The 26,336-nt window shown below is 59.0% G+C and carries 29 protein-coding genes; 15 read left to right on the forward strand and 14 right to left on the reverse strand.

What is annotated here, in order from left to right; all coding sequences use genetic code 11:
* Positions 1–530, forward strand: a 530-nt coding sequence (locus M9827_RS19700; protein ID WP_250606734.1) for a glutathione S-transferase, incomplete at its 5' end; no start/stop codon positions are given.
* A gap of 2 nt (positions 531–532) precedes the next feature.
* Complete coding sequence (locus M9827_RS19705) at positions 533–1,639, forward strand: DNA alkylation repair protein (protein ID WP_250606735.1); 1,107 nt, start codon at positions 533–535, stop codon at positions 1,637–1,639.
* A gap of 176 nt (positions 1,640–1,815) precedes the next feature.
* Here M9827_RS19705 and M9827_RS19710 read toward each other — a convergent pair whose 3' ends face one another.
* Positions 1,816–2,238 (reverse strand): hypothetical protein, encoded by a 423-nt coding sequence (locus M9827_RS19710; protein ID WP_250606736.1) that lies wholly within the window; start codon positions 2,236–2,238, stop codon positions 1,816–1,818.
* A 275-nt stretch (positions 2,239–2,513) separates the two neighbouring features.
* Between M9827_RS19710 and M9827_RS19715 the strand changes: the two genes are divergently transcribed.
* Positions 2,514–3,419, forward strand: a complete 906-nt coding sequence (locus tag M9827_RS19715; protein ID WP_250606737.1) for a hypothetical protein — start codon at positions 2,514–2,516, stop codon at positions 3,417–3,419.
* A 163-nt stretch (positions 3,420–3,582) separates the two neighbouring features.
* On the opposite strand, the gene M9827_RS19720 is transcribed toward M9827_RS19715, so the two are convergent.
* From M9827_RS19720 to M9827_RS19755, 8 genes are all read right to left on the reverse strand, one after another.
* On the reverse strand, positions 3,583–4,239 hold the full coding sequence (locus M9827_RS19720; protein WP_250606738.1) for a DUF2931 family protein: 657 nt from the start codon (positions 4,237–4,239) through the stop codon (positions 3,583–3,585).
* A gap of 11 nt (positions 4,240–4,250) precedes the next feature.
* Positions 4,251–4,907, reverse strand: coding sequence for a DUF2931 family protein (locus M9827_RS19725; protein ID WP_250606739.1), 657 nt, complete (start codon positions 4,905–4,907; stop codon positions 4,251–4,253).
* An 11-nt stretch (positions 4,908–4,918) separates the two neighbouring features.
* Positions 4,919–5,575 carry a DUF2931 family protein gene (locus tag M9827_RS19730; protein ID WP_250606740.1) on the reverse strand — a complete coding sequence of 219 codons (657 nt, stop codon included), beginning with the start codon at positions 5,573–5,575 and terminating at the stop codon, positions 4,919–4,921.
* Positions 5,575–7,116: a phospholipase effector Tle1 domain-containing protein gene (locus M9827_RS19735; protein WP_250606741.1), complete on the reverse strand. Its 1,542-nt coding sequence runs from the start codon at positions 7,114–7,116 to the stop codon at positions 5,575–5,577. Before M9827_RS19735 ends, M9827_RS19730 begins: the two co-directional genes overlap by 1 nt.
* A 136-nt stretch (positions 7,117–7,252) precedes the next feature.
* Entirely contained in the window at positions 7,253–7,615 is a 363-nt protein-coding gene (locus M9827_RS19740) for a DUF6124 family protein (protein WP_108226440.1), read from the reverse strand.
* A gap of 641 nt (positions 7,616–8,256) precedes the next feature.
* Entirely contained in the window at positions 8,257–8,736 is a 480-nt protein-coding gene (locus M9827_RS19745) for a GNAT family N-acetyltransferase (RefSeq protein ID WP_250606742.1), read from the reverse strand.
* Between the two features lie 13 nt (positions 8,737–8,749).
* Positions 8,750–8,962 carry a DUF4287 domain-containing protein gene (locus tag M9827_RS19750; protein ID WP_250606743.1) on the reverse strand — a complete coding sequence of 71 codons (213 nt, stop codon included), beginning with the start codon at positions 8,960–8,962 and terminating at the stop codon, positions 8,750–8,752.
* Positions 8,963–9,190: 228 nt separating this feature from the next.
* Positions 9,191–9,739, reverse strand: coding sequence for a cytochrome b (locus M9827_RS19755; protein WP_250606744.1), 549 nt, complete (start codon positions 9,737–9,739; stop codon positions 9,191–9,193).
* Between the two features lie 209 nt (positions 9,740–9,948).
* Between M9827_RS19755 and M9827_RS19760 the strand changes: the two genes are divergently transcribed.
* The 8 genes from M9827_RS19760 (at position 9,949) to M9827_RS19795 (ending at position 17,011) form a co-directional block, all read left to right on the forward strand.
* Positions 9,949–10,626, forward strand: coding sequence for a thermostable hemolysin (locus tag M9827_RS19760; RefSeq protein ID WP_250606745.1), 678 nt, complete (start codon positions 9,949–9,951; stop codon positions 10,624–10,626).
* On the forward strand, positions 10,616–12,097 hold the full coding sequence (locus M9827_RS19765; protein WP_250606746.1) for an AMP-binding protein: 1,482 nt from the start codon (positions 10,616–10,618) through the stop codon (positions 12,095–12,097). Before M9827_RS19760 ends, M9827_RS19765 begins: the two co-directional genes overlap by 11 nt.
* On the forward strand, positions 12,094–12,768 hold the full coding sequence (locus tag M9827_RS19770) for an iron-containing redox enzyme family protein (RefSeq protein ID WP_095047431.1): 675 nt from the start codon (positions 12,094–12,096) through the stop codon (positions 12,766–12,768). The genes M9827_RS19765 and M9827_RS19770 overlap by 4 nt, the downstream gene beginning before the upstream one ends.
* Positions 12,755–13,564 (forward strand): SDR family oxidoreductase, encoded by an 810-nt coding sequence (locus M9827_RS19775; RefSeq protein ID WP_123448905.1) that lies wholly within the window; start codon positions 12,755–12,757, stop codon positions 13,562–13,564. The genes M9827_RS19770 and M9827_RS19775 overlap by 14 nt, the downstream gene beginning before the upstream one ends.
* Positions 13,561–14,205: a tetratricopeptide repeat protein gene (locus M9827_RS19780; protein ID WP_250606747.1), complete on the forward strand. Its 645-nt coding sequence runs from the start codon at positions 13,561–13,563 to the stop codon at positions 14,203–14,205. Before M9827_RS19775 ends, M9827_RS19780 begins: the two co-directional genes overlap by 4 nt.
* Before the next feature lie 11 nt (positions 14,206–14,216).
* The gene (locus M9827_RS19785; protein WP_007910671.1) at positions 14,217–14,879 is read left to right on the forward strand and encodes a response regulator; all 663 of its coding nucleotides are present in this window, start codon (positions 14,217–14,219) and stop codon (positions 14,877–14,879) included.
* A complete protein-coding gene (locus M9827_RS19790; RefSeq protein WP_250606748.1) occupies positions 14,876–16,291 on the forward strand; it encodes an ATP-binding protein in 1,416 nt (471 codons plus the stop codon). Before M9827_RS19785 ends, M9827_RS19790 begins: the two co-directional genes overlap by 4 nt.
* A 156-nt stretch (positions 16,292–16,447) precedes the next feature.
* Positions 16,448–17,011 (forward strand): GNAT family N-acetyltransferase, encoded by a 564-nt coding sequence (locus tag M9827_RS19795; protein WP_250606749.1) that lies wholly within the window; start codon positions 16,448–16,450, stop codon positions 17,009–17,011.
* Between the two features lie 48 nt (positions 17,012–17,059).
* Here M9827_RS19795 and M9827_RS19800 read toward each other — a convergent pair whose 3' ends face one another.
* Positions 17,060–18,133 (reverse strand): NAD(P)-dependent alcohol dehydrogenase, encoded by a 1,074-nt coding sequence (locus tag M9827_RS19800; protein WP_134173893.1) that lies wholly within the window; start codon positions 18,131–18,133, stop codon positions 17,060–17,062.
* Positions 18,134–18,389: 256 nt separating this feature from the next.
* On the opposite strand from M9827_RS19800, the gene M9827_RS19805 reads away from it, so the two are divergent.
* Positions 18,390–19,316: a universal stress protein gene (locus M9827_RS19805; RefSeq protein ID WP_250606750.1), complete on the forward strand. Its 927-nt coding sequence runs from the start codon at positions 18,390–18,392 to the stop codon at positions 19,314–19,316.
* Positions 19,317–19,345: 29 nt separating this feature from the next.
* Here the strand turns inward: M9827_RS19805 and arsH are convergent, their stop codons facing one another.
* The 4 genes from arsH to M9827_RS19825 form a co-directional block, all read right to left on the reverse strand.
* A complete protein-coding gene (gene arsH / locus M9827_RS19810; RefSeq protein ID WP_250606751.1) occupies positions 19,346–20,038 on the reverse strand; it encodes an arsenical resistance protein ArsH in 693 nt (230 codons plus the stop codon).
* Between the two features lie 12 nt (positions 20,039–20,050).
* Positions 20,051–20,521 (reverse strand): arsenate reductase ArsC, encoded by a 471-nt coding sequence (locus M9827_RS19815; protein WP_250606752.1) that lies wholly within the window; start codon positions 20,519–20,521, stop codon positions 20,051–20,053.
* 13 nt (positions 20,522–20,534) lie between these two features.
* The gene (locus M9827_RS19820; protein ID WP_250606753.1) at positions 20,535–20,882 is read right to left on the reverse strand and encodes a metalloregulator ArsR/SmtB family transcription factor; all 348 of its coding nucleotides are present in this window, start codon (positions 20,880–20,882) and stop codon (positions 20,535–20,537) included.
* 138 nt (positions 20,883–21,020) lie between these two features.
* Positions 21,021–21,908, reverse strand: a complete 888-nt coding sequence (locus M9827_RS19825) for a LysR family transcriptional regulator (RefSeq protein ID WP_008077304.1) — start codon at positions 21,906–21,908, stop codon at positions 21,021–21,023.
* A gap of 133 nt (positions 21,909–22,041) precedes the next feature.
* On the opposite strand from M9827_RS19825, the gene M9827_RS19830 reads away from it, so the two are divergent.
* From M9827_RS19830 to M9827_RS19840, 3 genes are all read left to right on the forward strand, one after another.
* Entirely contained in the window at positions 22,042–23,688 is a 1,647-nt protein-coding gene (locus tag M9827_RS19830; RefSeq protein WP_250606754.1) for a GMC family oxidoreductase, read from the forward strand.
* A gap of 171 nt (positions 23,689–23,859) precedes the next feature.
* The gene (locus tag M9827_RS19835; protein WP_250606755.1) at positions 23,860–25,482 is read left to right on the forward strand and encodes an MFS transporter; all 1,623 of its coding nucleotides are present in this window, start codon (positions 23,860–23,862) and stop codon (positions 25,480–25,482) included.
* Between the two features lie 151 nt (positions 25,483–25,633).
* The gene (locus tag M9827_RS19840; RefSeq protein ID WP_250606756.1) at positions 25,634–26,320 is read left to right on the forward strand and encodes a hypothetical protein; all 687 of its coding nucleotides are present in this window, start codon (positions 25,634–25,636) and stop codon (positions 26,318–26,320) included.
* Positions 26,321–26,336: the final 16 nt, after the last annotated feature.

The raw sequence follows: 26,336 nt of genomic DNA on the forward strand, positions 1-26,336 counted from the left end.
TCGAACACGAGTCGGTCTCGGTGTTCCGCCACTTCGAGCAATTCCAGCAGATCAACCCGGTGGTCAAAGCCCCCACGCTGATCCTCGACGACGGCGTGGTCCTGATGGACTCGACCCTCATCCTCGACTACCTCGAAGCCAGTTCCGGCAAAAGCCTGCTGCCAACCGACCTGAAACAACGCGCCCACGCCCTACGCCTGATCGGCCTCAGCCTCGCCGCCTGCGAAAAAGCCGTACAGCTCTACTACGAACGCAACCTGCGCCCGGCCGACATTCAATACCAACCGTGGGTCGAACGCGTCGAAGGCCAACTCGCCGCCGCGTTCACCGCCCTTGAGCAAGAACTGGAAAAAACCGGCCTGCCCACCGACGGCACCCTCACCCAGGCCGGCATCAGCCTCGCCGTCGCCTGGAGCTTCACCGGCCTCGTCGTCCCCGACCAGATCGACACCCGCCGCTACCCCCACATCGCTCAATACACCGCCTACGCCGAAACCCTCGAAGCGTTCGTCAGCACCCCGATGACCTGACCATGAGCACCACCGACACCGCCGCCCCGGCGTTAAAGGAAATCTTCAACGCCGAGCGCTTGCAGCACATCGCCCGCGAAATGAGCGCCGTGTACCCGGCGTTCAAGGCCAAAGCGTTTCTCAAACACGCCCAGGACGGACTCGCCGAATTATCAGTGATGCAACGCATGGCCCGTGTCAGCGAAAGCCTGCATGCCGTGTTGCCGCTGGACTACGAAGATTCCCTCGATGTATTGCGTGAACTCGCGCCAAGGCTGAACAGCGGATTCGTCAGCATGTGTTTGCCGCACTACGTCGCGAGCTACGGCGGTCACGCGTTCGACACCTCCATGGACGCCCTGAAGTACTTCACCACCTTCGGCTCCTCCGAATTCGCCATCCGCCACTTTTTGCGCAGCGACCTGGAGCGCTCGCTGGAACGGATGCACGACTGGACCCGAGACGAAAACCACCACGTTCGCCGACTCGCCAGCGAAGGCAGCCGCCCTCGCCTGCCTTGGTCGTTTCGGTTAGAAGCGGTTCAGGCCGATCCGCAGTTGGCAGCGGGGATACTGGATCGGTTGAAGGCGGATGAGAGTTTGTACGTGCGCAAGTCCGTGGCGAATCATTTGAATGATGTGACGAAGGTGCATCCGGAGTGGGTGCTGGACACGATTGAAGGTTGGTCGCTGGAGAACAAGCACACGGCTTGGATTGCGAAGCATGCGTTGCGGAGTTTGATTAAGCAGGGGGACTTGCGGGCGCTGACGGTGATTGGTGCCGGGGCGAAGGCTGAGGTTGAGTTGTTGAATGTGCGGGTTGAGCCGGCGGTGGTGAGGTTGGGGGAAGCGATTACGTTGTCGTTTGTGGTGAAGTCGACGGTGGCGCATGAGCAGCGGTTGGTGATTGATTATGCGATTGACTATGTGAAGGCGAATGGCGGGGTTTCGGGGAAGGTTTTTAAGTTGAAGACGGTGGGGTTGGTGGGGTTTGGGGAGTTGGCTGTGGGGAGGCGGCAGGTGATTAAGGATTTTACGACGCGGAAGCATTTTATGGGGCGGCATGGGGTGCGGATTATGGTTAATGGGGAGGTGTTGGGTAGTGCTGCGTTTGGCATCGTTGCGGGATGAGACCATGTGTGGATTCGTTGATCTGGCAGTACCCGGACTGGTAGGAAGTTACGGATGGGGCTGCTTTCGGCCAAAAGCGGTCAGTCATCAAAGCCCCAAAAATGTCCCGAGGCGAGTATCTAGTCACGCCAATCGGGCCCGTCATTGTGAGCAAGGCTAGTGGTTTCAACCATTTGCTAGCCGGAGATAATCGAAAATAGATTTTTGCACAAATAGGCATCCTCTCTTTGGATGAAATCTTCGGGGCTTTCATTGCAGGAAAAAGCTTCGAAAACGTGGTTAATAATTTTTTTTGCTTGGTCCGTAGTAAGGACACGAATGTCTATCAGGTCAAGAAGAGCATCGGCTATCTCGTTTAAACTAATGCAGTATTCTTCAGCGGCAACCCTAAGCAGCGCTCGCATCTCCCTATGTTTACTATCTGAATCTACATTGTTTTTCAGAAATTCAAGTGGCTCTTCCAGAATTTCAAAAGGATAAATCTTTTGATACCTGTCGCAGTATTCTATAAGGATCCGCCTAATCTTCACGCCATCAAATTTTTGAGAGCTTGCCCCTAACAGTGCATTAATTTTCGTATTAGCTATCCAGCTTTTCATCGCGAAATTTACCTTGCTTAGCGCTTATTTAAGGGACGTCGACTGGCGGATCTTGGCCGATAGCTGCCACTTACAATTGAGTCGCCACCCACCCGCGGTGGCTATTTGCAAGAGGCGTGAGTGGCTTGAGAAATGAGCTAAAACGCATTCATCATAAGGCAGAAAGGCACCTAAGAGCTGCCCTAGCTTAATCGAACATAAGCACCAGGGTTCGCGGCATCGCAATCGGCGCTCAACCGCTGGTGATATATAAAACAGGATATAAGGTAACGTCAGTGCTTGAGCGCATCGAAGAGTGGAAACGGATTTTTGATTCCGAAGAGAATGCAATTACTAAGGCCTTAACTCGAATGGCTTGGGATGTTGCCGCATTTTCGTGTGTGGTTGAAATGGTACGGCAAGCCTCATCGGTCGACGGAGAAAAGCAGCTTAATGGCCTGGTGATGGACATGTTGGCGTCCGGTTTCTGGGCAGGAACGATGCAGGGAATCCGGCGGCTGGTCGAAAAGGAACCTATTCGCGGCCCTAAAAGCGTGTGCTCACTGGGTGGTCTGATTGAAGATATTCGCGCTTCTCGCGGAAAGCTTACTCGCGAGGTGTATGTAAGAGATATTGCCGGCTTAGAATACAACTACCTCCGCACTCGCGCCGCCAGCGACGCCTACGCAATAGAGCAGCTTCGACAAGGGAACCGCAGTTACTGGGTACCGATTCAATTACACCATGAGCTTGCGTTGAAACGGCACGAGGAATTTGATTGGCTCAGTGGGGTGACAGCGAATGTCTCTAGGCCGGATGATCTCATACGGGAGGAAATATTCGACATGCTTGAGTCACGATTGAAACGACTGTCGTCCGTGATTGATCACGTCAACGTCGAGATCGCCCATGCTGCCACAGAGGCAAGCCGTCAAGGGAGGGTTTTGGAGCGCTGGGGCTTGACTGACGCCAAGCAGGCTATGCGTGAGATTGCTGAGGTTGCCCATGTTGTGGGTTCCTGGTTTTGCTATAGCGGCGCAGGCACTGTGTTACCCATTGCACAGTTCGACAAGTTCAAGCATCTAGATCGTCCAATGTTCATTGGTGATCGTGCCAAGCTGGAAGCTGTATGGGCGGAATTCGATCGCGAGGCGCAGCAATGGAATCAAGTGGATGCGACAAAGTGGATGAACGCACAGTGAGGCCAGAATGAATCGGCCCTGATTCCATAGGCACATTAGAATGACCGCTTTTGGCCGAAAGCGGACCTTCGTTGAAACCAGCATTGACGCGGTAGCTGTCAAAGATGATTACTCGAAACAACGCCACTGAGAGACAGGCAAGAGAAATGTCTCATGCCTGCTGCTACCAACTCCCGTACGGTATGCCGAATTTATCGATATACCGCTTGGACTTTTCGCTGACGGGATACGCGTAGCGCCCTTGGCTCTTACCTTGACTCGGCCCTAGCGGTTCAACTTCTGCCTGTGCTCTGGCGATCTTGACAGGACGATGGCACTCGTCCCGAACAAAAACCTGTACAACGCCCCCTGGTGCCAATCCCAGATAAATAGATGCGCTATAGCTGGCCTGTTGCTCCGGTGTTTCCGGGCACCGCTGACTGACCGATTGCACCATCAGTTGCCTCGCCTCTTCTGGCACATCCAACCAAACCTTATAAGTCTGCGGCTCGACAATGGATTGCCAGCGCACGTAAATGCGCTTGGGCAAGTCGGCGCCAATCACTGGTTTCGCAGCCGCACCTAGCGCATGCCAACCGCGCGCGGGCTCTTTGCCATTTTCTGGTTCTCCACCAGCGGCCGTCCCTCCTCCTGTGCGCGTGAATAGCTTGCCGTTTATGTCTTCGACGGCACTGTCCTCAACCCAAACCTTCATGTAATAAGGTTCGGTGAACGCAAGCTCCCACGATTCGGACTTCGGGTCGTTTTTCCCGGATAGAGGAGAGGCAGACTGGCAACCGCTCAGGAACAACACAGATACCGCCACGATGCATTGCTTCATTGGTTTATCGCTTACCAACTACCGTAAGGAATACCGAATTTTTCGATATACCGCTTGGACTTTTCACTGACGGGATAAGCGTATCGCCCTTGGGTTTTCCCCTGACTCGGCCCCAACGGATCGATTTCGGCCTGCGCTTTCGCTACTTCGACCGGATGGTGACATGAGTCTCTTACCCAAACCTTGATGGCCCCGCCGGGAGCTAAACCCAAATAGACCGAAGATATATAGGTAGCTGTCTGGTCTGGAGTTTTCGCGCAGCGTTGATTCACCGATTTCAGCATCAGTTGTCTGGCCTCTTCGGGTATATCCACCCAGGCTCGATAGGTCTGTGGTTCCACGATGGACTGCCAGCGAACGAAGATCCGTTTCGGGAGATCAGCACCCACTACTGCTTTCGCGGAACTGCCCACACCGTGCCAACCTCGCGCCGACTCTGTTCCATCTTCTGGCTGCCCACCCGATGCGGATCCCTTTCCCGTACGAAGAAACGTCTTTCCTTTGATATCTTCGACGGAAGTGTCTTCAACCCACACCTTCATGTAGTCAGGTTCGGTAAAGCCTAGCTCCCACCAAGGAGATTTGGGGTCATTTTTGGCTGATAGTGGATCAGCAACCTGGCATCCCGTGACTAGCAAGATGCAAAGCATCGTAATGAGTTGCTTCATTGGCTGACTGGTTACCAACTCCCATAAGGTATGCCGTACTTTTCGACGTACAACTTAGCCTTATCACTCACCGGATAAGCATAGCGACCACCGTTTTTCCCTTGTTGCGCACCTAGGGGCTCAATATCGCCTTGGCCTCGAGCGACCTTAATAGGATCTCGGCATGAGTCTTTTACCCAAGCCTGTAGAACGCCACCTGGAGCAAGACCTACATAAAGAGACGCCATGAATCGAGCAGTCTTATCTGGGGTTTCCGGGCAGCGTTGATGTGTGGATGTCACCATCAACCGTCTGGCTTCTTCAGGAATATCAATGAACCCGCGATAGGTTTTCTGCTCTGTGATGGACTGCCAACGTACGGAAATGCGTTTTGGAAGGTCGGCCCCTGTTACCGGCATTCCCGATCCTGTCACAGCTCCCCAGCCACGTGCTGACTCGGTGCCAATGTCGGGTTCTCCTGAAGCGGCAGTGCTTTTGCCGGCTTTGGAAAATACCTTGTCGTTAATGTCCTGAACGGAACTGTCCTCTACCCAAACTTTCATGTAGTTCGGCTCAACGAACACTAATTCCCACCATGGGTATTTTGGGTCGTTTCCGCCGGTTTCGGCTCCTCCGAACTGGCACCCCGACAACAGTAAAACGCCCAAGAGGGCAATCATTGATTTCATTACCAAAGCGTCCAGTCAGGTACATGGGGGTGTTGTACGCGAATCCCGTCTTCAGTGGGGGCATTGATATAAACGGCGTCGATGCCACTTCCATCTCTTCTTCCGAGGGGATGATTCCAGTTTGCGGAGGTATGAATGTACCTCAGTTTAAGAAGTGCCTCTTCCTCTGGAGTGGTTGTGTAATCACCGGCGACAAATCGATCGCATAGCGGTTGGAGCTCCTCGGGTACGGAATACTCACCATCATCGGGAATGTCGATGAAGCGAACACCTTTTTCTTTTGCCAATTGATACATGACTTTTAAATAAACCCTCGAAAGCTTGCCGCTAACTGCGCGTTTGAGTTGCAGAGCTGCGAACACGCGCTTCTGACCGGGGGAAAGCCTGTCTTGATTTTCACGTGGGAGTTCTACAGACGCAGGAGTGACAATTTCCAGCAGATGAGCAGGCCATCCCTTAGCAACCCATTCACTTTTTGCTCGTGCAGCATCACGGTAGATCGAGGTACTTGCGACGTCGGTAAAAGTAGATACCGCCAGGGTTTGCATGGGGCTCACCAGCACACACTCTTCAACTTCGTCGAGATAACTGCCGCCGATATCAGAGTGGACGCCGGGAAAGGTGAACTCCGGATGAGCGGGCTTCACCCGGCTGAGCGCAAAGTTTGCGCGGCATTCATCACGAGCAACCAAGTGAACAACGTCCTTGAAGTACTTCCGATCCAGATAGAGCTTCACACCGGGAGCGATAGGACTTTTCACTCGCCCAAAATTCGTGAAACCGGCGATCGAGGGTACGGTGTCGAACAGCCCGATGAACCCCATGTTGATGCCGCTTCCGTATTGACTATCAAAGGTTCGGCTGAAGTCTCTGGCGCTGCCGTTTAGTAACGCGCCTAACGGTCCTTGCTTGCCCCTGACAACCTCGTTCGAAAAGTGCCGTGCTGCAGCGGCTCCCCGACTAAAGCCAAACGTATCAAAAGTCAGAGAAGCAATTTCGCTGTTTGAATTTTCCTTCAATGCTTCTTCAACAATGTGGTTGATCTGCGTGAAGGATGTCTGTACACGGCCTGCGACTCCTGTGTCACCGCGCCCCATACCGGAACCCAGCGCACTGTCTTTTTTATCGTTCTCCGTACCGATACCGTCGATGTAGATAGCACGCGAAACGCGCCTCAAAGAACCTTCACCCTCGTCTTCTTTGATCTCTTCATACAATGAAAACAATTTTTTTACGTTGGTAGGCCCGGCACCATAACTGCTGTCCGGATCCCTCATATAGGGCTGACAGCTAGCAGGAATATCTGCCGGCGCAATCGGATGCTGCGCCCCACACAGCAATCCCGCCGCCGTGTTATTCGCATTATTCCCAGTGCCATCAAAGAACACCCCAATCCTCAACGCGATCCCGATCTTCTCAGGTTCGCGCGCAGGTTCTTTCCCGTGTTTCTCATATTCCGCCCAACGCTGGGCGTGAATATCAACGGGTTTGGCTTCTTCGTAACGAAAATTTTTCGGGGGGTTGGGTACGTAGCCACTCATCCGTGATTCCTGGTTCTGATCCTTGAGAACGGCCCGAAGGGTGACAGCCGCGACTTTGGGGCGCAAGCCGTGGCCGTGTGCCAGCCAGGGTGTGACCGCGGGGTTCGACGAGGGTTTCCCCTCGTCGGGGTGGGGATTAGCTGGCGATTTCGACGTTATCCAGCGCTTGGTTGACGGCGATTTCGCCGAGCATCACGACTTGGGCGATGCCCAGTGCGGTTTTGCGGTGCGGGGTGTCGAGCATGGCGGCGAAGTTGAGGAGCATTTCGCTGGCGGAGCCGAGGGTTTCGCTGGCGTTGGCGAGCAGGGATTCGCTGTTGTACTTCGGGTTGGCGAGGTACATGCGTTCGGGTTGTTGGGTGCTGGCCATGATTTGGCTGGCGGGTTTGAGGTAGTGGTCGAGGGCGCGTTCGGCGGCTTCGTGGAATCGCTTGGAATCGGGGGATTCGTAGGGGGATGTGGGGTCGGTTTCTGGTGGGTTCGGCGTTACTTTGAACATAGATGAAGCTCCTAACACATTTAGAGGAGGCTTCACCCTTTCGCTACCAAACGAAGGGTGGCGGCCATGCGCAGGTTGGTAGACCGGGTGTTAGGATCCGGCGCGCCCTAGGACGCCCTGCACATGACCACCATAAATTCGAAACGAAGAAGTTTCGGCGATGGTGGAGCTGTACATCTAACACCGGGCTACCAAACCCGATCGCTGTTTTTCAGCGACCGACAGACGATAGAACCCGCGACCTAGACGCACAAGCCGGCGGATTCTGGCTTAGTCGTAGGTAACGGCGCAAGGCGTTGTAGGGTTTCGGTGGTTACTTGAGGCTTCGTTTAAACAGTGGTGGTTTTTACTGTTTATTTCGGTCAGTGGTTGATGGGGTGACTCGGTGGGCGTCTTCGCGAGCAAGCTCGCTCCCACAGGGATTTGTGGTTGAGTTGGGATTGGTGGTGGCTGAGCTGGCGTTATCGCGAGCAGGCTCACTCCTACATGGGATTGAGTCTGGCTTGGGATTTGGGGTGGTTGGGCTGGCGTCTTCGCGAGCAGGCTCGCTCCCACAGGTTTTGTGTTGGGCTTCTGGGTTCGCGGCGGCCGGGCTGGCGTCATCGCGGGCAAGCCCGGCTCCCACAGGAATTGGGGGATGGCTATGGTCGGTGGCGTGTCATGTTGATCAGCGCTGAACGTTTGCCACCCGGCGCCGGGCGTTCTTCGATGGAGAACGGCACGAAGCCGAGTTTTGGGTAAAGCAACAAGCCTGCGGTGTTTTCGTTAAAGCAGGACAGTTGCACTTCCTTAGCCTGGTATTTTTCGAAACCCACTGCGGTCATGGTCTCGACAATGTACCGCGCCACACCTTGCCCACGGGCGTATGGCGCGACGATGACGTTGCCGATGCAGCAGATGCCGTCGTGCTCAGCGCGATAGAAGTTGGCGAAACCGACAAACTCGCCGTTGGCCAGAAAAGCCGTGGAGTCGAAGCGCTGGCTGATTGCGCTGTGCATCTGCTCTTCGGTCAGCGGGAAGTTGGCTTTCGGGAACATGAAGAACAACTCTTGTTCGCCCTGGGGAAAGCTGCAGAGGGTGTTGACGTCGTCGGCCGTCACTGGCCGGTGGGAGAAATTCATCGCTGCCCTGCCCTCACTTTTTACCCGCCAGATGATGCGCAACCAAGGCGTTGGCATGACCGTGGCCCATGCCGTGTTCGTCTTTAAGCATGGCCACCAGTTCCATGTGTTTCTTGTCGCTGATGCCGGCGAGCAGGTTTAGCCAGTGATCGATGGGCTGCCCGTATTTTTTCTCGATGGAGGGGAAGTACGACGCCGGGCCTTTTACCTTGTTGTCTTCGCTCATGCTGCAAGCTCCCTGTGGTCACGACGGAGGGTCGGCGGACGCTCCTTGTCGGCAGGTCATAGAGTGGACGCGAAGTGCGATTCCGGCAACTGCCCCGCTCTGCCAGACACCACAAAAAACTGTGGGAGCGAGCTTGCTCGCGAAGGGGCCGTGTCAGCCAAAATCATCGTAGGCTGACACACCGCTTTCGCGAGCAGGCTCGCTCCCACAGGGTTTGTGGTTGAAGGGTTATTCGGTGCGGCCCGGCAGCATCCGCACCAGCGTGTTATCCCGCACCCAATAATGGTGGAACAACCCCGCCAGCGCATGCAGCCCGATCAGCCAGTAACCGGTGCTGCCAATCAGTTCATGCCAGTACTTCAGTTGCTTGGCGAAGTCCGGGTCGATGGCCACGGGTGCCGGGACGTGGAAGCCGAAGTACGGGAACGGTTTGTCGGCGGCGGCGAGCATCAGCCAGGCGAGGATTGGGGTGGCGATCATCAGGCCGTACAGCGCCAGGTGCATCAGGTGCGAGATGCCGGTCTGCCACGCCGGTGGCTTGGGCGTGATCGGTGGGCGTGGGCTGAGGCGGCCGAGCAGGCGGATCCACACCAGGGCGAAGATGCTCGCGCCGAACAGGCCGTGGAAGCCCATCAGCAAGCCGCGCGCTTCGCTGCCCTTGGGCATGTAGCCCTTGATTTCGACGCACGCGTAGACGCCGACAAAAAGCGCCAGCATCAGCCAGTGCAGGGTGATTGAGAGTTTTCCGTAACGGGTTACGGCGATGTCGCGGGACATAAGCTGCGCCTCTTGATTGTCATGAGTGACGGTCAATTCGTTCGACCGCCTCGCTCCGGTTGTTGGGCGAACCGACGGCGTTACCCTGCCCGCCCAGTCTTAAGAGAGTCTGAAGACAGACCCTCAGGTTAACCTTTTTTTACCTTCAGACTTCGTTAAGAAATGGCTTGGATACTCCGCTCAAACCTATTGAGGGAGGCGTTCTGCCCATGCCCGATTTTGACTGGAACATCCCCCTGCCCCTGCGCTTCGGTCAAGCCGAAACACCGCAGATGACACTGACCGGCGCGCTGCCCGACGACACTCTGCGAGCGTCGTTTGAGAGCTTTATCCAGCAACGCTTTCGCAAGGCCCATGGCGCCGATATCCGCCACTTCATGCCCGAGCTGTTCGGCATGCACAACGGCGAAGGCGAGTTGTGCGCCGTGGCCGGGGTGCGTCGCGCGCATCTGGAATCACTGTTTCTCGAGCGCTATCTGGATGAGCCGATCGAGCCGTTGATCAGCGCGGCGGCAGATCGTCCGGTCGAGCGCAGCGCCATTGTCGAAGTCGGCAACCTCGCCGCCAGCGACACCGGCAGCGCGCGCCTGAGCATCATCGCCATCACCTATCTGCTGGCCATGGGCGGCCTGGAATGGGTGACGTTCACCGGCAACATCGGCTTGGTCAACAGCTTCCATCGCCTGGGTTTGAAGCCAGTGACATTGTGCGCCGCTGACCCGGAACGATTGGGTGACGAGCGTCAACACTGGGGCAGTTATTACGAAAGCAAACCTTGGGTGCACGTCGGCAACATCCGCGCCGGGTTCGTCCATTTGCGCGATATCGGTCTGTTTGCCCGCCTGGGTTTGCCCGGTTCGATTGAAGGAGCCTGTCATGTCGCTTGAACTGCAACGCTTCCAGGAAACCCTGCGCGACCATGCCCGGCGCAATGACAACGCGACGGCCCTGTGGGGCGACACGCTGAAACTCGATTACGCCACGATGTATGCCGAGGTGCTGTATCGCCAGGAGCGTTTGCGCGATGAGCAAGCGCAGGTGATTGCACTGGCGTTGGACAATGGCGTCGACGCGATGCTGTGGGATCTGGCCGTGCTGTTTGAAGGCCTGACCTGCGTAACGCTGCCGCCGTTTTTCAGTGCGGCGCAACGTGCTCATTGTCTGGAACAGAGCCAGGCCGAACGGGTAATCGCCGAGCCGGAACTGGGCGCCGAACTGCTCGCAGCTGGCTATGAACAACGTGGCGAGTTCTGGTGCCGCTCGTTCAGCGGCCCCAGTCGCATGCCGGCCGGCACTGCGAAACTCACCTTCACCTCCGGCACCACCGGCACGCCGAAAGGTGTGTGCCTGAGCGCCGATAGCCTGCTGCGGGTTGCCCGGGAGCTGTATCACGCCAGCGAAGTGACCGGCCCGCAGCATCATCTGGCGCTGCTGCCGTTGGCGATTCTGCTGGAGAACCTTGGCTGTTACGCCGCGCTGTATGCCGGCGCGACGCTTAGTGTACCGAGCCAGAAAACCCTCGGTATTCAAGGCGCCAGCGGCGTCGACATTCCGCGCTTGCTCGGTTATCTGGCCAGCCGTGCGCCGGAGAGTCTGATCCTGGTGCCGCAGTTGCTGCTGTTACTGGTCAGCGCCGCCGAACAGAAAGCCTTCGACCCGCAAACCCTGCGCTTTGCCGCTGTCGGCGGTGCGCGAGTGTCGGAGGATCTGCTGCACCGCGCGCAACGGCTCGGGCTGCCGGTTTACGAAGGCTACGGCTTGTCCGAATGCGCCTCGGTGGTGTGCCTCAATCGCCCCGGTGCGCGCCGCCCCGGCAGCGTCGGCCGGCCATTGCCGCATGTCGAAGTGCGCCTGGCCGAGGACGGCGAAGTGCTGATCAAGGGCTCGACGTTGCTCGGTTATCTGGGCGACGCGCCGTACGCCGAGGAATGGTGGCCGAGCGGCGATCTGGGCGAGTTCGACCCGGAAGGTTTTCTCTATCTCAAGGGCCGCAAGAAGCACCAGTTCGTCACCAGTTTCGGGCGCAACGTCAACCCGGAATGGGTCGAGTCCGAGCTGACCCAGCGCCGCCACATCGCTCAGGCGTTCGTCTACGGCGAGGCCTTGCCGCATAACCACGCCCTGCTTTGGCCACATCGTCCGGACTGCACCGATGCCGAACTGGCCGCTGCCGTCGCCGAAGCCAACGAGGCTTTGCCCGATTACGCCCAAGTGCATCAGTGGACGCGCCTGCCGCAACCCTTCACCGCCGCCAATGGCTTGCTCACCGCCAATGGCCGCCCGCGCCGCGACGCCATCGTCGCGCAGTACCACACCCAATTGACCGAATCCGCTGTTTCCGAGGAGTCCGCATCATGAGTTTTTTTGACACCCTGCAAGAAGCCACGCAACAGGAACGCCACGAACTGTTCAACCTGCCGATCATCGTCGATGCCCTGCAAGGCAAGGTCAGCCTCGACAGCTATCGGGCGTTTCTGGCGCAGGCGTATTACCACGTGCGCCACACCGTGCCGCTGATGATGGCTTGCGGTGCACGCCTGCCGACGCGTCTGGAATGGCTGCGCAAAGCGGTGGCCGAGTACATCGAAGACGAATACGGCCACGAGCACTGGGTGCTCAACGACATCGCCGCGTGTGGCGGTGACCGTGATGCGGTGCGCGACGGTCAGCCGTCGTTGTCGATCGAACTGATGGTCAGCTTCCTTTACGACCTGATCGCCCGGGGCAATCCGGTCGGGCTGTTCGGCATGGTCAACGTGCTCGAAGGCACCAGCATCGCCCTGGCCACCCACGCGGCGGGCAGCATTCGCGAGCGTCTGGCGTTGCCGGAAACGGCGTTCAGTTACTTGAGTTCCCACGGCTCACTCGACATCGAGCACATGCAAACCTATCGGCGCCTGATGAATCAGCTGGAAGATCCTGCCGATCAAGCCGCCGTGATCCATGCCTCGAAGGTCGTCTATCGCCTGTACACCGACATGTTCCGTGGCTTGCCGCGTGACGCGGAGGCTCAACATGCAGCTGCGTGACGCACGGGTGGTGCTGACCGGTGCCAGTGGCGGCATCGGTCTGGCCATCGCCGAAACCTTGTGCGCTGCCGGCGCCCGCGTGCTGGCCGTGGCGCGGCATCAGGAGGCACTGCTGCCGTTGCTCAAGCGCTACCCCGACTCGTTGTGCTGGGTCGCCGCTGACCTGACCTTCCTCAGCGACCGGCGCAAAGTGCTGGTCGCCGCCGAAGCCATCGGCGGTATCAACCTGTTGATCAATGCCGCCGGGGTCAATCACTTCGCCATGCTTGAACAGCTGGATGACAGCGACATCAACGCGATGCTGGCGGTGAACATCAGTGCGCCGATGTGCCTGACCAAACTGCTGTTGCCGCTGCTCAAGCAGGCCGACAGCGCGATGGTGGTCAACGTCGGTTCGACCTATGGCTCGATCGGCTACCCCGGTTACGCCAGTTATTGCGCGACCAAATTCGCTCTGCGCGGGTTTTCCGAAGCGCTGCGCCGCGAGCTCGCCGACACCCGCGTCAGCGTGCTGTACGTCGCGCCCCGCGCCACGCGCACCTCGATGAACAGCGCCGCCGCGCAAGCGTTGAACGACGCGCTCAAGGCCAACGTCGACGACCCGCAAACCGTGGCCTCGGCGGTGATCCATGCGATTGCCGGTGATCGTCGCGATCTCTACCTGGGCTGGCCGGAACGCTTCTTCGTGCGCCTGAACAATTTGCTCCCGCATCTGGTGGATCGCGGCCTGCGCAAGCAGTTGCCGTTGATCCGCCGCCTCAGTGAAAAACCTGACAACGAGTCGCCAAAACCATGAAAAAACTATCCGCATGCCTGTTACTCGCTGCCCTGAGTCAAAGCGTCTGGGCACTGGAACCCGCCGACCAGCAACGTCTCGAGGGCATCCAGCAGAATTGGGCGCACATCCAATATGAAGTGGCGGAAAAACAACGCGCCGCCGCGTTCGAACAATTGGCCAGCGAGGCCAACGCGTTCACCACACAGCGCCCGGCGGTGGCCGAAGCGTGGATCTGGAAAGGCATCGTCACCAGCAGTTGGGCCGGTGCCGAAGGTGGCCTCGGAGCCTTGGGCAAAGCCAAGGACGCCAAGGCTGATCTGGAAAAATCCCTGACCCTCGACCCCAAGGCCCTGCAAGGCTCGGCTTACACCAGCCTCGCCGCGCTGTATGACCGCGTGCCCGGCTGGCCCATCGGTTTCGGCGACAGCGACAAGGCCGAGCAACTGCTCAAGCAAGCCTTGCAACTCAACCCCAACGGCATCGACAGTCTGTACTTCTGGGGCGATCACCTCTACCGTCAGAAGCGCTACGCTGAAGCCAAAGCAGCGCTGCTCAAAGCCCAGCAAGCCGCGCCGCGCCCGGGCCGGGAAAGTGCCGATGCCGGGCGCCGCAAAGAAATCGCCAGCCTGCTGCTGGACGTGAACAAGAAACTCGACTGACAGGAGTCCGCGTGCGTTTATTACTGGTTGAGGATGACGTGGCGCTGGGTGAAGGCATTCATCAGGCGCTGGGCCGCGAGGGTTACACCGTCGACTGGCTCAAGGACGGCAGCAGCGCGTTGCATGCGCTGCTCAGTGAAACCTTCGATGTCGCCGTGCTGGACCTCGGTCTGCCGCGCATGGACGGCCTGCAAGTGCTGCGCCGCCTGCGCGACAGCGGTTCGAATCTGCCGGTGCTGATTCTGACTGCCCGTGACGCTACTGAAGATCGCATCGCCGGGCTCGACGCCGGGGCCGACGACTACCTGATCAAACCGTTCGACCTGGACGAACTCAAGGCACGCTTGCGCGCCTTGTTGCGGCGCAGTGCCGGGCGCGCCCAGGCGTTGATCGAACATGCCGGCATCAGCCTCAACCCCGGCACCCAGCAAGTCAGCTATCAGGGCCAACCCGTGGCCCTGACGCCCAAGGAATATCAGTTGCTGCACGAACTGCTGTCGCCACCGGGCCGGGTGATGACCCGCGATCAACTGATGCAACTGCTTTATGGCTGGAATGAAGAAGCCGAAAGCAACACCCTCGAAGTGCACATCCACCATCTGCGCAAGAAATTTTCCACCGACCTGATCCGCACCATCCGTGGTGTGGGTTATCTGGTGGAGGAGCGTCGATGACCTCGATCCGCCGCCGCACGCTGACCCTGATCATCGGCCTGTTGCTGGCCGGTCTCGCCGTTCTCAGTACCTTCAACCTGCACGACAGCAACCACGAAATCGCCGAGGTGTACGACGCGCAATTGGCGCAGAACGCTCGCTTGTTGCAAGGCGTGATGCGCATGCCCTTGGCAGGCAAGCAGCACGCTGAACTTTATCAAGCGTTCAATTCTGCACTGGGCGAAGCGGTGCCACGCGGCGAAGGTCATCCCTACGAACGGAAAATCGCCTTTCAGGTATGGGATCCTGTCGGGGATGTGTTGGTGCACACCGCCAGCGCCCCGTCCTTCAGCGCACCGCCAACGCAGCCGGGCTTCAGCGATGTGGTGGATCTGAACAACCGTCACTGGCGCGCCTTTCTTCTCGAAGACCCGCAGAACAACCTGCGCATCTGGGTCGGTGAGCGCGACGATGTGCGCGCTGATCTGGTCGACCGCATCGTCCGTCACACCCTGTGGCCGAACATGGTCGGCAGCTTGCTGCTGGCGGCGATGGTCTGGCTGGCGATCGGCTGGGGCCTCAAGCCGTTGGCGAACATGGCCGAGACCCTGCGCGCCCGCCACAGCGGTTCGCTGGAACCGTTGCAACTGGCGCCGCTGCCCAGTGAGCTGGAACCGATGCAGGCAGCGCTCAACCGTATGCTCGCGCAGATTCAGGAAGTGCTCGGCCGCGAACGGCGTTTTATCGCCGATGCCGCCCACGAAATGCGCACGCCGCTGGCGGTGCTGCGGGTGCATGCGCAGAACCTTCAGGAGGCCGGCACCGAACAGGAACGCCGCGAATCGCTGGCGTTTCTGATCGCCGGGGTCGACCGCACCAGTCGCCTGGTCAACCAGTTATTGACCATGGCGCGCCTGGAACCGAAACCCAACCCGCCGCCGCTGCAACCCATCGACCTCAGCGAAACCGTGCGCAACAGCCTGGTGCAACTGACGCCGTGGTTGCTGAGCAAACACCTTGAGCTGGCCTTTGAAGACAGCGCCCAGCCGTTCAACATCATGGCCAGCCCCGGCACGATCGACATTGCCCTGAACAACCTGATCACCAACGCTGCCAACTTCTCCCCCGAACACGGCGTGATCACCGTACTGCTCAGCCAGGCCGAGGGTTTCTACCACTTGAGCGTTGAAGATCAGGGACCGGGCATTGATGAAGCAGATCGGGCGCGCTTGTTCGAACGTTTCTACAGTCGCGGCAATGCCAACGGTGCGGGGCTGGGGCTGACCATCGTCAACACCATCGCCACGCAGTTGGGCGGGCGAATCACGTTGGTCAACCGCGCCGAAGGTGGTTTACGCGCGACCTTGTCGATTCCCGACGGGCATCCGCGCTCCGCTGCGCAACGCAGCACCCGCGAGCCGCCGCCGGCCTGAGCCTGATTGCGGCGCCAGATGCGCCATCGCCCGGTAAAAACAGTGGCCTCGCGCCGGAATCTGATCCAGATCAGATCCCGGCGTTGCCACCGGCGTAGAACAGACCTCAGCGCACTGCCCGGCGCGTTGCTCGTTCAGCCGATGGAGGCTCACCTCATGCTCACTGTCAAAGACCACAATGACCGCGCGGCGACGATCTATGCCGCACATCAAGGTGAATACTGGATCGAGTCGCTCAAGGACGGCCGCCACGTCTTGATCCGGCCACTGGCCGCCAAGGATCGCGAACGCGAATACGCGTTCATCAAGCGCTTGTCGCCCGAGTCCCGGCACCTGCGTTTTCTCGCGCAGATCAGTGAACCGGGCACCGCGCTGCTCGATCAGTTGATGGACGTCGACTGCAAGCAACGCGCGGCCTTCATCGCGCTGGTACATGAAAACGGTGAACTGATCGAAATTGGCATCAGCCGCTACGCCGCCACCGGCGAACAGGATTGTGAATGCGCCGTGACGGTCGCCGATGAGTGGATGCACCTGGGCCTGGGCACGTTGCTGATGCAACACTTGATCAAGGCCGCTCGGCACCACGGTTTCAAGCATCTGTATTCGGTGGATTCGGCCAGCAACAAGGCCATGCGCGACCTCGCAAGATCACTGGGCTTTGAAACCCACAGCGATCCTGATGATCCGCACCAGGTCATTCATCGCCTGAGTCTGTAACGCATTCCTGCGCCCTGCACCTGTAAACAGTGCGGGGCGCATTGCCGATCAAGGCGTGATCGCCACCTTCATCACCCCATCGCGCTGATGCGCGAACAGTTCATACGCGGCTTCGATATCGTCGAGTTTGAAGTGGTGTGTCACCAACGGCGACAGATCGACGCCACCGCTTTGCACCACCGCCATCAACCGACGCATGCGTTCCTTGCCGCCGGGGCACAGGGTGCTGACGATGCTGTAATCACCCAGCCCTGCCGCGAAGGCATCGTAGGGAATACGCAGGTCCGACGCGTAAACACCCAGGCTCGACAAGCGTCCGCCCGGGCGTAACACCCGCAACGCAGACTCGAACGTGCCTTGGGTGCCCAAGGCTTCGATGGACACATCCACGCCGCGCCCGTCGGTCAACGCCATGATTTGCTCGACCACGTCACCGTCCTTGAAGTTGACCACATGGGTCGCGCCCAACTGCCGCGCAACGCTCATGCGCTCGGCCACCGCGTCGACGCCAATGATCACGCTCGCGCCCTTGAGCCGCGCCCCGGCCACCGCACACAGGCCGATCGGCCCCAGCGCGAATACCGCCACGCTGTCGCCGATACTGACTTCGCCGCGTTCGGCGCCGGAGAACCCGGTGGACATGATGTCCGGGCACATCAGCACTTGTTCGTCGCTCAATCCGTCGGGGATCGGACACAGGTTGGCCAAGGCATCGGGCACCAGAACGTACTCCGCCTGACAGCCATCGATGATATTGCCGAATTTCCAGCCACCGGTGGCGCGAAAGCCGTGGCGAGTGTCCGGCCCGTCCTGGGAACCGCAGCCGCACAGGCAGGCGTAGCTTTGACCGCTGGGGGTGATGGCGCCGGCGATCACTCGCTGGCCTTCGAAAAATCCGCGCACCTGTGAGCCGAGTTTCTCGATCACGCCCACCGGTTCGTGACCGACGGTCAAGCCTTTGGCCACCGGATACTCGCCGCGCAGGATATGCACGTCGGTGCCGCAGATCGTCGTGGTGGTGATGCGCACCAGCGCGTCCAGCGGACCAACCTCGGGGATCGGTTTGTCATCCAGCACGATGCGATTCTTTTCGACGAATATCGCCGCTTTCATCATGGCCATGATCAAGACTCCTGTGCAGGTGTTTGCAGTGAGTTCAGCACCTTTCCAAGGCTGCGCCGAATTGATCGACACAAGGTTGATAACGATCAACCCATGCAGAATTGCGCCCGCCGTTACCGCCCGTCGGGCGCGGGGGTTGCTCGGCTGCGTCATTGACAAAGATCAAGCCGCGCCCGGCGGCCCGGAGCAGCATGAACTGACGCCGCTGGTGCCGTTGCGCCCGCCGTGCAATGCCGCTACCCACAGGAGATTCGTCATGTCCGAGCAAGCACGTTTCATGCTGGTGGCTTCACCGCTGATGAAGCACAGCCCTGCGTTCGATCGGGCCGCGGCACTGGCCAAGGCATCGGGCGCGGCGCTGCATATTGTGGCGTTCGATTTCCTCGAAGGACTGGCGACCGCAGGGCTGGTCAACGAGCAGGCCCTCGAACAGATGCGCCTGGGTTATGTCGAGCGCCATCACCAATGGCTGGAGGATCAGGCCCGGCCGATGCGCCACCTCGGTGTGACCGTAACCACGGAAGTGGTGTGGGTCGACAATCCGTTGCGCGAGATTCAGATTCATCTCAAGGAGCAGCCGATGGCCCTGTTGATCAAGGATCTGCAGCACGCCTCGTTCATGTCGCGGTTGATGTTCACCCCGCTCGATGTTCATTTGCTGCGCGAATGCCGGGTGCCGCTGCACTTCGTCAGCCATGCTCAGCATGCGCGGCCACGGCGGATTGTGGCGGCGATCGATCCGTTTCATCGCGACGATCAATACGCGGATTTCAACGACCGCATCCTGCGCGAGGCCGCGAAACTGGCCAGCCTTTGTGCTGCCGAACTGGACGTGGTCTACGCCTATGACCTGTCATCGATCAGCGCCGACGAGTTCGGTTTTGGCAACGCCTCGACGTTTTTCACCCCGGGCAAGGCGAAAACCCTGTTCGATGCGCAAGGTGATGCGTTCCGCGAATTGGCCGAGCGCAACGGCATCGCGCCGGAACGTCAGCACATGATCATGGGCAATCCGGCCAAAGTGCTGTGCAGCTACGCCGATGCCTATGACATCGACGTGATCGTCATGGGCCGGATCGGCCATCGCGGCCTCGGTCGGTTGATCGGCAGCACGGTGGAACAGTTGCTGTACAAAATGCCCTGCAGCGTCTGGGTGGTGTCACCGCAAGTAATGGTCGACTGAACGCAGCCGTCCCTCGCCGAGGGACGGCTTCAGATCGAGCGCTGGTTGACCCGCGCCATCAATTGCTCGGCGCTTTCCTTGCGCTCGGAATAGCGGTCGACCAGATGCGCCTGTTGATCGCGCAGCAGCACGGTGAACTTCACCAGCTCTTCCATCACGTCCACCACACGGTCATAGAACGGCGACGCTTTCATCCGCCCGGCGTCGTCAAATTCCATGTAGGCCTTCGGCACCGAGGATTGGTTGGGGATGGTGAACATGCGCATCCAGCGCCCCAATACGCGCAACTGGTTGACCACGTTGAACGACTGCGAACCGCCGCAAACCTGCATCACCGCCAGGGTCTTGCCCTGGGTCGGGCGCACGGCGCCGAGCTCCAGCGGGATCCAGTCGATCTGCGCCTTGAACACGGCGGACATCGCGCCATGACGTTCCGGCGAACACCAGACCTGACCCTCCGACCACAGCACCAGCTCGCGCAGTTCCTGCACTTTGGGATGGTCGACCGGAACGTCGTCAGGCAGTGGCAGACCGGACGGGTTGAAGATGCGCGTCTCGGCGCCGAAGTGTTCGAGCAGACGTGCGGCCTCCTCTACCAGCAAACGGCTGAAGGAGCGTTCGCGGGTCGAGCCGTAGAGCAGCAGGATGCGGGGTTTGTGCTCGCCCAAAGGGGACGCTTCTTCGAACAGCGAATGATCAAGATGGGGCAGGTGTTCTGACATGTGTCCTCCAGCTCAGAGAGAGCCGATACGATCCAGCTCACGCTGGAGATCAGCGCGGCTGAGTGCTTTAAATGGCAGGCCGAGAAAGGTCGCGCAGCGCCGTTCGATGATCGCCAGCGTGGCAGCAAACGCCGCGTCCACGGCGGCATCGTCGCCGATCACATCCGAGGGATCTTCGAGGCCCCAATGGGCTTTGAGCGCGGGACCGAAGTACACCGGGCAGCTCTCACCGGCGGCCTTGTCACAGACGGTGATGACAATGTCTGGCGGATTGTCTTCGAACGCGTCATTGCCCTTGCTATACAGACCATCGATGGCAATGCCGGCCTGTTGCAGCGTCGACAGGCTGCGCGGCAACACTTGGCCCTTGGGGAAACTTCCGGAACTCACGGCCTCGAATCCGGGGCGCGCCAGATGATTGAACATGGCTTCGGACAGGACGCTGCGGCAGCTGTTGGCCGTGCACATAAACAGGACTCGCATGTTTTCTCTTTCCTCAGCAGCAGGCAGCTTCGCGAACCGGACGACCGTCCATGTTCTGCAGACGGGCGGCGTTGTCCTTGAGCCAATCGGCGTTGGCTTTGGACGTCACTTGCAGGATTTCGCGAACCCACGCAGGAAGATCAGGGTTGAGGCGGTAATAGACCCATTGCCCCTGACGGCGATCAAGCAGCAACTCATTGCTGCGCAGTTGCGCGAGGTGGCGGCTGATTTTCGGTTGGCTGTCGCCGAGTGCGCACATCAGCTCGCAGACGCAGAGTTCACCTTGATCGCAAATGAGCAGCATGGCGCGGACGCGGGTTTCGTCAGCGAGGCTCTTGAAGACTTCGGTGGGGGTGATCATGGGATAGGCTCGACACATATGGAAATCCGAATATACGAATATCCATATGTACGGTCAAACAAGATCAAAAGATCGCAGCCTCCGGCAGCTCCTACAGAAATCGTTGTAGGAGTTGCCGGAGGCTGCGATCTTTTGATCTCAAAGGTTAAGCAACAACCCCTGCTCCGCCTCACACAACCCCACCACATAATCCCAAACCACCCGCAGGCGCACCGACTTGTGCAACTCGCGCCGCGTGCTGATCCAATAGCTGCGCTCGATGCTTTCATCCGGCAGCAACGGCACCAGATCGGGATCCGACTCGGCCATGTAGCAAGGCAACACCGCAATGCCCAATCCCGACCGCGCCGCCTCCTGCTGCGCGATGACGCTGGTGCTATGGAACACCACGCGCGGACTGCGGCAGAAGCTGTTGAGAAACATCAGTTCCTGGCTGAACAGCAAGTCATCGACATAGCCAATCCACGCATGCCGCCCAAGGTCTTCGCGGCTTTGCAGTGGCGGCGCCTTATCGAGATAGCGTTGGCTGGCGTAGAGCGCCAAGCGATAGTCGGTGAGTTTGCGCGTCACCAGCATGTCCGCCGCCGGGCGCTCGAGATGAATGCTGATTTCCGCCTCGCGGTTGAGGATGCTGACAAAGCGCGGCACCGCGACCAGTTCCACTTCCAATCCCGGATAGCGTTCGAACAAGCCGATCATGCGACTGGCGAGAAACTTGATGCCCAGCCCTTCGGTGACACCGACGCGAATCTTGCCCAGCGGCGCGGTGGATTGGGTGATCTCTTCCTGCGCCAGCAACGCCACGTTTTCCATCGCCTCAGCGTGTTTAAGCAGCGCCTCCCCTGCCGGGGTCATTTCGTAGCCTTGTGCGTGCTGGACGAATAGCGCGGTGCCGAGGCTTTTTTCGATGGCTTCGATATGGCGGGCGACGGTGGCGTGGGTGGTGTTGAGGCGGCGGGCGGCGGTGAGCAGGCGGCCGCTGCGTTGCAGTTCGAGAAAAAACCGCAGGTCGTTCCAGTCGAACATGGCGTGTCCTTGTCGGCGATGGTCAATGCAGGCTGTTTAAAAACGCACAGCGGCTGCGCAAAAACTAACATTCTTTTAACGAAAGCTAACAACTAGAGTGTCCGACAATAAAAACAAAAAGCGAGGTCAGGGAATGCAGACTTCCCTTGATGAATACGACTACATCGTGGTCGGCGCCGGCCCTGCCGGGTGTTTGCTGGCCAATCGATTGTCAGCGGATCCGCAGCAGCGCGTGCTGTTGCTTGAAGCCGGCGGACGCGACAACTATGCGTGGATTCACATTCCTGTCGGTTACCTGTTCTGCATCGGTAACCCGCGCACCGATTGGTGCTTCAAGACCGAAGCACAACCGGGCCTCAATGGCCGCGCGCTGAGTTATCCGCGCGGCAAAGTGCTCGGTGGCTGTTCGTCCATCAACGGCATGATCTACATGCGCGGCCAGGCCAACGACTACGATGGCTGGGCTGCCGAGGGCAATCCGGGCTGGGCCTGGAACGACGTGCTGCCGCTGTTCAAACAAAGCGAAAACCATTTTGCCGGTAACGCTGAATTTCACGGTGCCAAGGGTGAATGGAGGGTCGAACAACAGCGCCTGTCGTGGCCGATTCTGGATGCCTTTCGCAGTGCCGCCGAGCAAAGCGGCATCGCCAGCATCGACGACTTCAATCAGGGCGACAACGAGGGTTGCGGCTACTTCCAGGTCAACCAGAAATCCGGCGTGCGCTGGAACGCGGCGAAGGCTTTTCTCAAGCCTGTACGCGATCGGACGAATCTGACGGTGCTGACCGGGGTTGAGGTGGATCGGGTACTGCTGGAGGACGGACGCGCCTCGAAGGTCAGTGCGCGTCATGAAGGTCAGAGCAAGCAGTTCAAGGCGCGCAAAGAGATCATCCTGTGCGCCGGCGCGGTCGGTTCGCCGAGCATTCTGCAACGTTCCGGGATCGGTCCGCGGCCGCTGCTCGAACGCTTGGGCATCGGCGTGATTCATGAGCTGCCGGGCGTCGGCGGCAACCTGCAGGATCACCTGCAATTGCGCCTGATCTACAAACTGGAAAACGCGCGCACGCTGAACCAGATCGCCGGCAGTGTCTGGGGCAAGATGGGCATGGGCCTGCGCTATCTGTATGACCGCAGCGGGCCGCTGTCGATGGCGCCGAGTCAGTTGGGCGCGTTTGCGCGTTCGGGGCCGGAGCAGACTTCGGCAAATCTGGAATATCACGTGCAACCGCTGTCGCTGGAGCGTTTTGGCGAGCCGTTGCACAGTTTCCCGGCGTTCACCGCGTCGGTGTGTGATCTGCGACCACAGAGTCGTGGGCGCATCGAAATCCGTTCGGCGGACCCGCAGGAGGCGCCGCTGATTCAACCCAACTACCTCAGCCATCCTGCAGATTTACGCGTCGCGGCAGACGCCATCCGTCTGACCCGGCGCATCGTCAGCGCCCCGGCCCTGCGCGCATTCAAACCGGTGGAATACCTGCCCGGTGCAAGCCTGCAAAGCGAAGAACAATTGCAGCAAGCAGCGGCGAAGATCGGCACGACAATTTTCCACCCGGTCGGCACCTGTCGCATGGGCAATGACGGCGATGCGGTGGTCGATGCACAGCTGCGCGTCCACGGCGTGCCCGGTCTGCGCATTGCCGACGCCTCGATCATGCCGCGCATTACCTCGGGCAACACCTGTTCGCCTACGCTGATGATTGCCGAGAAAGCCGCACAACTGATCCTCAACCCCAACACCAGGAGCAGCACCGCGAAATTGGAGCTGGCCCACCCCCTGTAGGAGCTGCCGAAGGCTGCGATCTTTTGATCTTTGGATTTTCCAGATCAACAGCAAGATCAAAAGATCGCAGCCTGCGGCAGCTCCTACAAAGAACCGCGTTTGATTCAAGGCATCACCCGGACACGCAACACCAGTGGAACAACAAAAACAATCACTGTGAGGGATACCGATATGTCAGAACACGCTCAGACGCTGGGCGCGGCGAGCAGCGCCGAGACCAGCAATGCCACACAAAAAGTCATCTTCGCTTCGTCACTGGGAACGGTGTTCGAGTGGTATGACTTCTTCCTCTACGGCGCCCTCGCGGCGGTGATCAGCAAACAGTTTTTCGCCGGGGTCAACGACACCACGGCGTTCATCTTTGCGCTGATGGCCTTCGCTGCTGGCTTTATCGTGCGGCCGTTCGGGGCGTTGGTGTTCGGTCGATTGGGGGACATGATCGGGCGCAAATACACCTTTCTCGCGACGATCATTCTGATGGGCGTGGCGACCTTCTGCGTCGGCCTGCTGCCGACCTACGCCAGCATCGGCATCGCCGCGCCGATCATTCTAGTGGTGCTGCGCATGCTTCAGGGTCTGGCGCTCGGCGGCGAGTATGGCGGCGCAGCCACCTACGTGGCCGAGCACGCGCCGATTGGCAAGCGCGGTTTCCACACCAGCTGGATTCAGTCCACCGCGACCCTCGGCCTGCTGCTGTCGCTGCTGGTGGTGCTCGGTTGCCGCTACTTTACTGGCGATCAGTTTGAAGTCTGGGGCTGGCGCATTCCGTTCCTGCTGTCGATCGTGCTGCTGGGCATTTCCACCTGGATCCGCCTGAGCCTGCACGAGTCGCCGGCGTACCTGAAGATGAAAGAGGAAGGCAAAACCTCGAAAGCGCCGATCCGCGAATCCTTCGGTAAATGGGAAAACCTCAAAGTCGTGCTGATCGCCCTGTTCAGCATTAACGCCGGGCAAGCGGTGACCTTCTACGCCGCGCAGTTCTACGTGCTGTTCTTCCTCACCCAGTTCCTGAAAATGGACCCGGCGGTGGCCAACACCTTGCTGATCATCAGCGTGGTGATCGGTGCGCCGTTCTTCATCATTTTCGGCTGGCTGTCGGACAAGGTCGGACGCAAACCGGTGCTGATGCTCGGCTTGCTGCTAGCCACGGCGCTGTACTTCCCGATCTTCAAATCCCTCGCCCACTACGCCAACCCGGCGATCGACCAGGCCAGCCGTCAGGCGCCGATCACCGTGCTGGCGGATCCGGCGACCTGCACCTTCCAGTTCGACCCGGTGGGCAAAGCCAAATTCGACAGCCCGTGCGACAAGGTCAAAACCTTTCTGGTCAAGCAAGGCCTGCCCTACTCCAGCGCCGCCGCCCCGGCCGGCAGCGGCGTACAGGTCAGCATCGGTGACGTGAAGATCGACGGCTACGACGAAGCCGCCCTGCGTGGCGCCGTGACCCTGGCCGGCTACCCGCAACAAGCCGATATGCAGCAGATCAACAAACCGATGATCGTCGCCCTGATCGTGGCGCTGATCATCATCTCGGCCATGTGCTACGGCCCGCTTGCGGCGCTGATGGTCGAACTGTTCCCGACGCGCATTCGCTACACCTCGATGTCGCTGCCGTACCACATCGGCAACGGCTGGTTTGGCGGGTTTCTGCCGACCGTGTCGTTTGCGCTGGTGGTGTACACCGGGGACATTTTCTATGGGCTGTGGTACCCGGTGCTGATTACCGGGGTGAGTCTGGTGGTGGGGATGATCTGTTTGCGTGAGACGAAGAATATCGATCTCGACAAGAACTGATTACGTTAATCGAGCCGCTTCAGGCAGGTCCTGAAGCGGCTTTTTGCTGCCCGCATTATTGTTATCGACAGACTAGTGGCACTTCAATACCATCGAATCTCCAGCAAGCGCGTCCATCGCGTGGCTGGCTCCCCATCCTAAGGAACAGGATATGACCGATTCACCAAATTCCACTGCCAGCCCTTACCGATATCACGAGCAAAATCTTTCAGAAGATCATCTCTTGGCAAAGGACCGGCATGTCGACATTCCCCACGCACCGCTAGAGAGTTTGAGACCAGTCCTCCTCAGCTGGATAAATTGCGTCCAGCGCTACATTGATGTCTGGGACGCCGATGATCTGCCTTACTGGTACAACGAACAGGCCAACGTCAGCATTCTTGCGGGAGCCGCATGGAAAGCTGACTGGACAGCCATTGAGGAATATCAGGTTCGCAAAATTGCAAACGAGGGGACAGAACCGTACTCGTCCATTGGGCGCAACGATCTCTATATTGCCAATGAAAATCACGGTTGGAGCATCGAGGCAAAGGTCTCCTACGTTCCCATCGATAACCGGGAGCGGGCCAGGACGCAAATCAACGAAAAATGCACATGGGCCATCCGGGATGCCAACCGGGTACATTACGACGAGCCGAGGTTGGGTGCCGTGTTCGTTGCGCCGTACTCGGCAGGCGAGCCAGCTAACGTGACGCAGATTCAGATGTTCCGGAAAATGCTTCTGGAAATCCCCTGTGCTGCGATTGCCTGGGTCGCTCCCGGCCGTGCGCAGAAGACGCATAGCCACGACGGCAGGTACTACCCGATGGTGGCGTTGATCTTGTTGAGTTCGGATTGAAAGCTCTCGACTCATC

The sequence above is a fragment of the Pseudomonas sp. AKS31 genome (assembly GCF_023634765.1).
In the GTDB taxonomy this organism is placed as follows: Bacteria; Pseudomonadota; Gammaproteobacteria; order Pseudomonadales; family Pseudomonadaceae; genus Aquipseudomonas.

What these genes read in the sequence shown, in the direction of transcription:
- M9827_RS19820 (WP_250606753.1), bottom strand. Translation starts at nt 20,882, where the DNA reads ATGATCACCCCCACCGAAGTCTTCAAGAGCCTCGCTGACGAAACCCGC.
- M9827_RS19730 (WP_250606740.1), bottom strand. Translation starts at nt 5,575, where the DNA reads ATGAAATCAATGATTGCCCTCTTGGGCGTTTTACTGTTGTCGGGGTGC.
- M9827_RS19775 (WP_123448905.1), top strand. Translation starts at nt 12,755, where the DNA reads ATGCAGCTGCGTGACGCACGGGTGGTGCTGACCGGTGCCAGTGGCGGC.
- M9827_RS19725 (WP_250606739.1), bottom strand. Translation starts at nt 4,907, where the DNA reads ATGAAGCAACTCATTACGATGCTTTGCATCTTGCTAGTCACGGGATGC.
- M9827_RS19765 (WP_250606746.1), top strand. Translation starts at nt 10,616, where the DNA reads ATGTCGCTTGAACTGCAACGCTTCCAGGAAACCCTGCGCGACCATGCC.
- arsH (WP_250606751.1), bottom strand. Translation starts at nt 20,038, where the DNA reads ATGTCAGAACACCTGCCCCATCTTGATCATTCGCTGTTCGAAGAAGCG.
- M9827_RS19790 (WP_250606748.1), top strand. Translation starts at nt 14,876, where the DNA reads ATGACCTCGATCCGCCGCCGCACGCTGACCCTGATCATCGGCCTGTTG.
- M9827_RS19795 (WP_250606749.1), top strand. Translation starts at nt 16,448, where the DNA reads ATGCTCACTGTCAAAGACCACAATGACCGCGCGGCGACGATCTATGCC.
- M9827_RS19705 (WP_250606735.1), top strand. Translation starts at nt 533, where the DNA reads ATGAGCACCACCGACACCGCCGCCCCGGCGTTAAAGGAAATCTTCAAC.
- M9827_RS19830 (WP_250606754.1), top strand. Translation starts at nt 22,042, where the DNA reads ATGCAGACTTCCCTTGATGAATACGACTACATCGTGGTCGGCGCCGGC.
- M9827_RS19735 (WP_250606741.1), bottom strand. Translation starts at nt 7,116, where the DNA reads ATGAGTGGCTACGTACCCAACCCCCCGAAAAATTTTCGTTACGAAGAA.
- M9827_RS19800 (WP_134173893.1), bottom strand. Translation starts at nt 18,133, where the DNA reads ATGGCCATGATGAAAGCGGCGATATTCGTCGAAAAGAATCGCATCGTG.
- M9827_RS19780 (WP_250606747.1), top strand. Translation starts at nt 13,561, where the DNA reads ATGAAAAAACTATCCGCATGCCTGTTACTCGCTGCCCTGAGTCAAAGC.
- M9827_RS19835 (WP_250606755.1), top strand. Translation starts at nt 23,860, where the DNA reads ATGTCAGAACACGCTCAGACGCTGGGCGCGGCGAGCAGCGCCGAGACC.
- M9827_RS19740 (WP_108226440.1), bottom strand. Translation starts at nt 7,615, where the DNA reads ATGTTCAAAGTAACGCCGAACCCACCAGAAACCGACCCCACATCCCCC.
- M9827_RS19825 (WP_008077304.1), bottom strand. Translation starts at nt 21,908, where the DNA reads ATGTTCGACTGGAACGACCTGCGGTTTTTTCTCGAACTGCAACGCAGC.
- M9827_RS19840 (WP_250606756.1), top strand. Translation starts at nt 25,634, where the DNA reads ATGACCGATTCACCAAATTCCACTGCCAGCCCTTACCGATATCACGAG.
- M9827_RS19770 (WP_095047431.1), top strand. Translation starts at nt 12,094, where the DNA reads ATGAGTTTTTTTGACACCCTGCAAGAAGCCACGCAACAGGAACGCCAC.
- M9827_RS19805 (WP_250606750.1), top strand. Translation starts at nt 18,390, where the DNA reads ATGTCCGAGCAAGCACGTTTCATGCTGGTGGCTTCACCGCTGATGAAG.
- M9827_RS19815 (WP_250606752.1), bottom strand. Translation starts at nt 20,521, where the DNA reads ATGCGAGTCCTGTTTATGTGCACGGCCAACAGCTGCCGCAGCGTCCTG.
- M9827_RS19755 (WP_250606744.1), bottom strand. Translation starts at nt 9,739, where the DNA reads ATGTCCCGCGACATCGCCGTAACCCGTTACGGAAAACTCTCAATCACC.
- M9827_RS19710 (WP_250606736.1), bottom strand. Translation starts at nt 2,238, where the DNA reads ATGAAAAGCTGGATAGCTAATACGAAAATTAATGCACTGTTAGGGGCA.
- M9827_RS19750 (WP_250606743.1), bottom strand. Translation starts at nt 8,962, where the DNA reads ATGAGCGAAGACAACAAGGTAAAAGGCCCGGCGTCGTACTTCCCCTCC.
- M9827_RS19745 (WP_250606742.1), bottom strand. Translation starts at nt 8,736, where the DNA reads ATGAATTTCTCCCACCGGCCAGTGACGGCCGACGACGTCAACACCCTC.
- M9827_RS19720 (WP_250606738.1), bottom strand. Translation starts at nt 4,239, where the DNA reads ATGAAGCAATGCATCGTGGCGGTATCTGTGTTGTTCCTGAGCGGTTGC.
- M9827_RS19760 (WP_250606745.1), top strand. Translation starts at nt 9,949, where the DNA reads ATGCCCGATTTTGACTGGAACATCCCCCTGCCCCTGCGCTTCGGTCAA.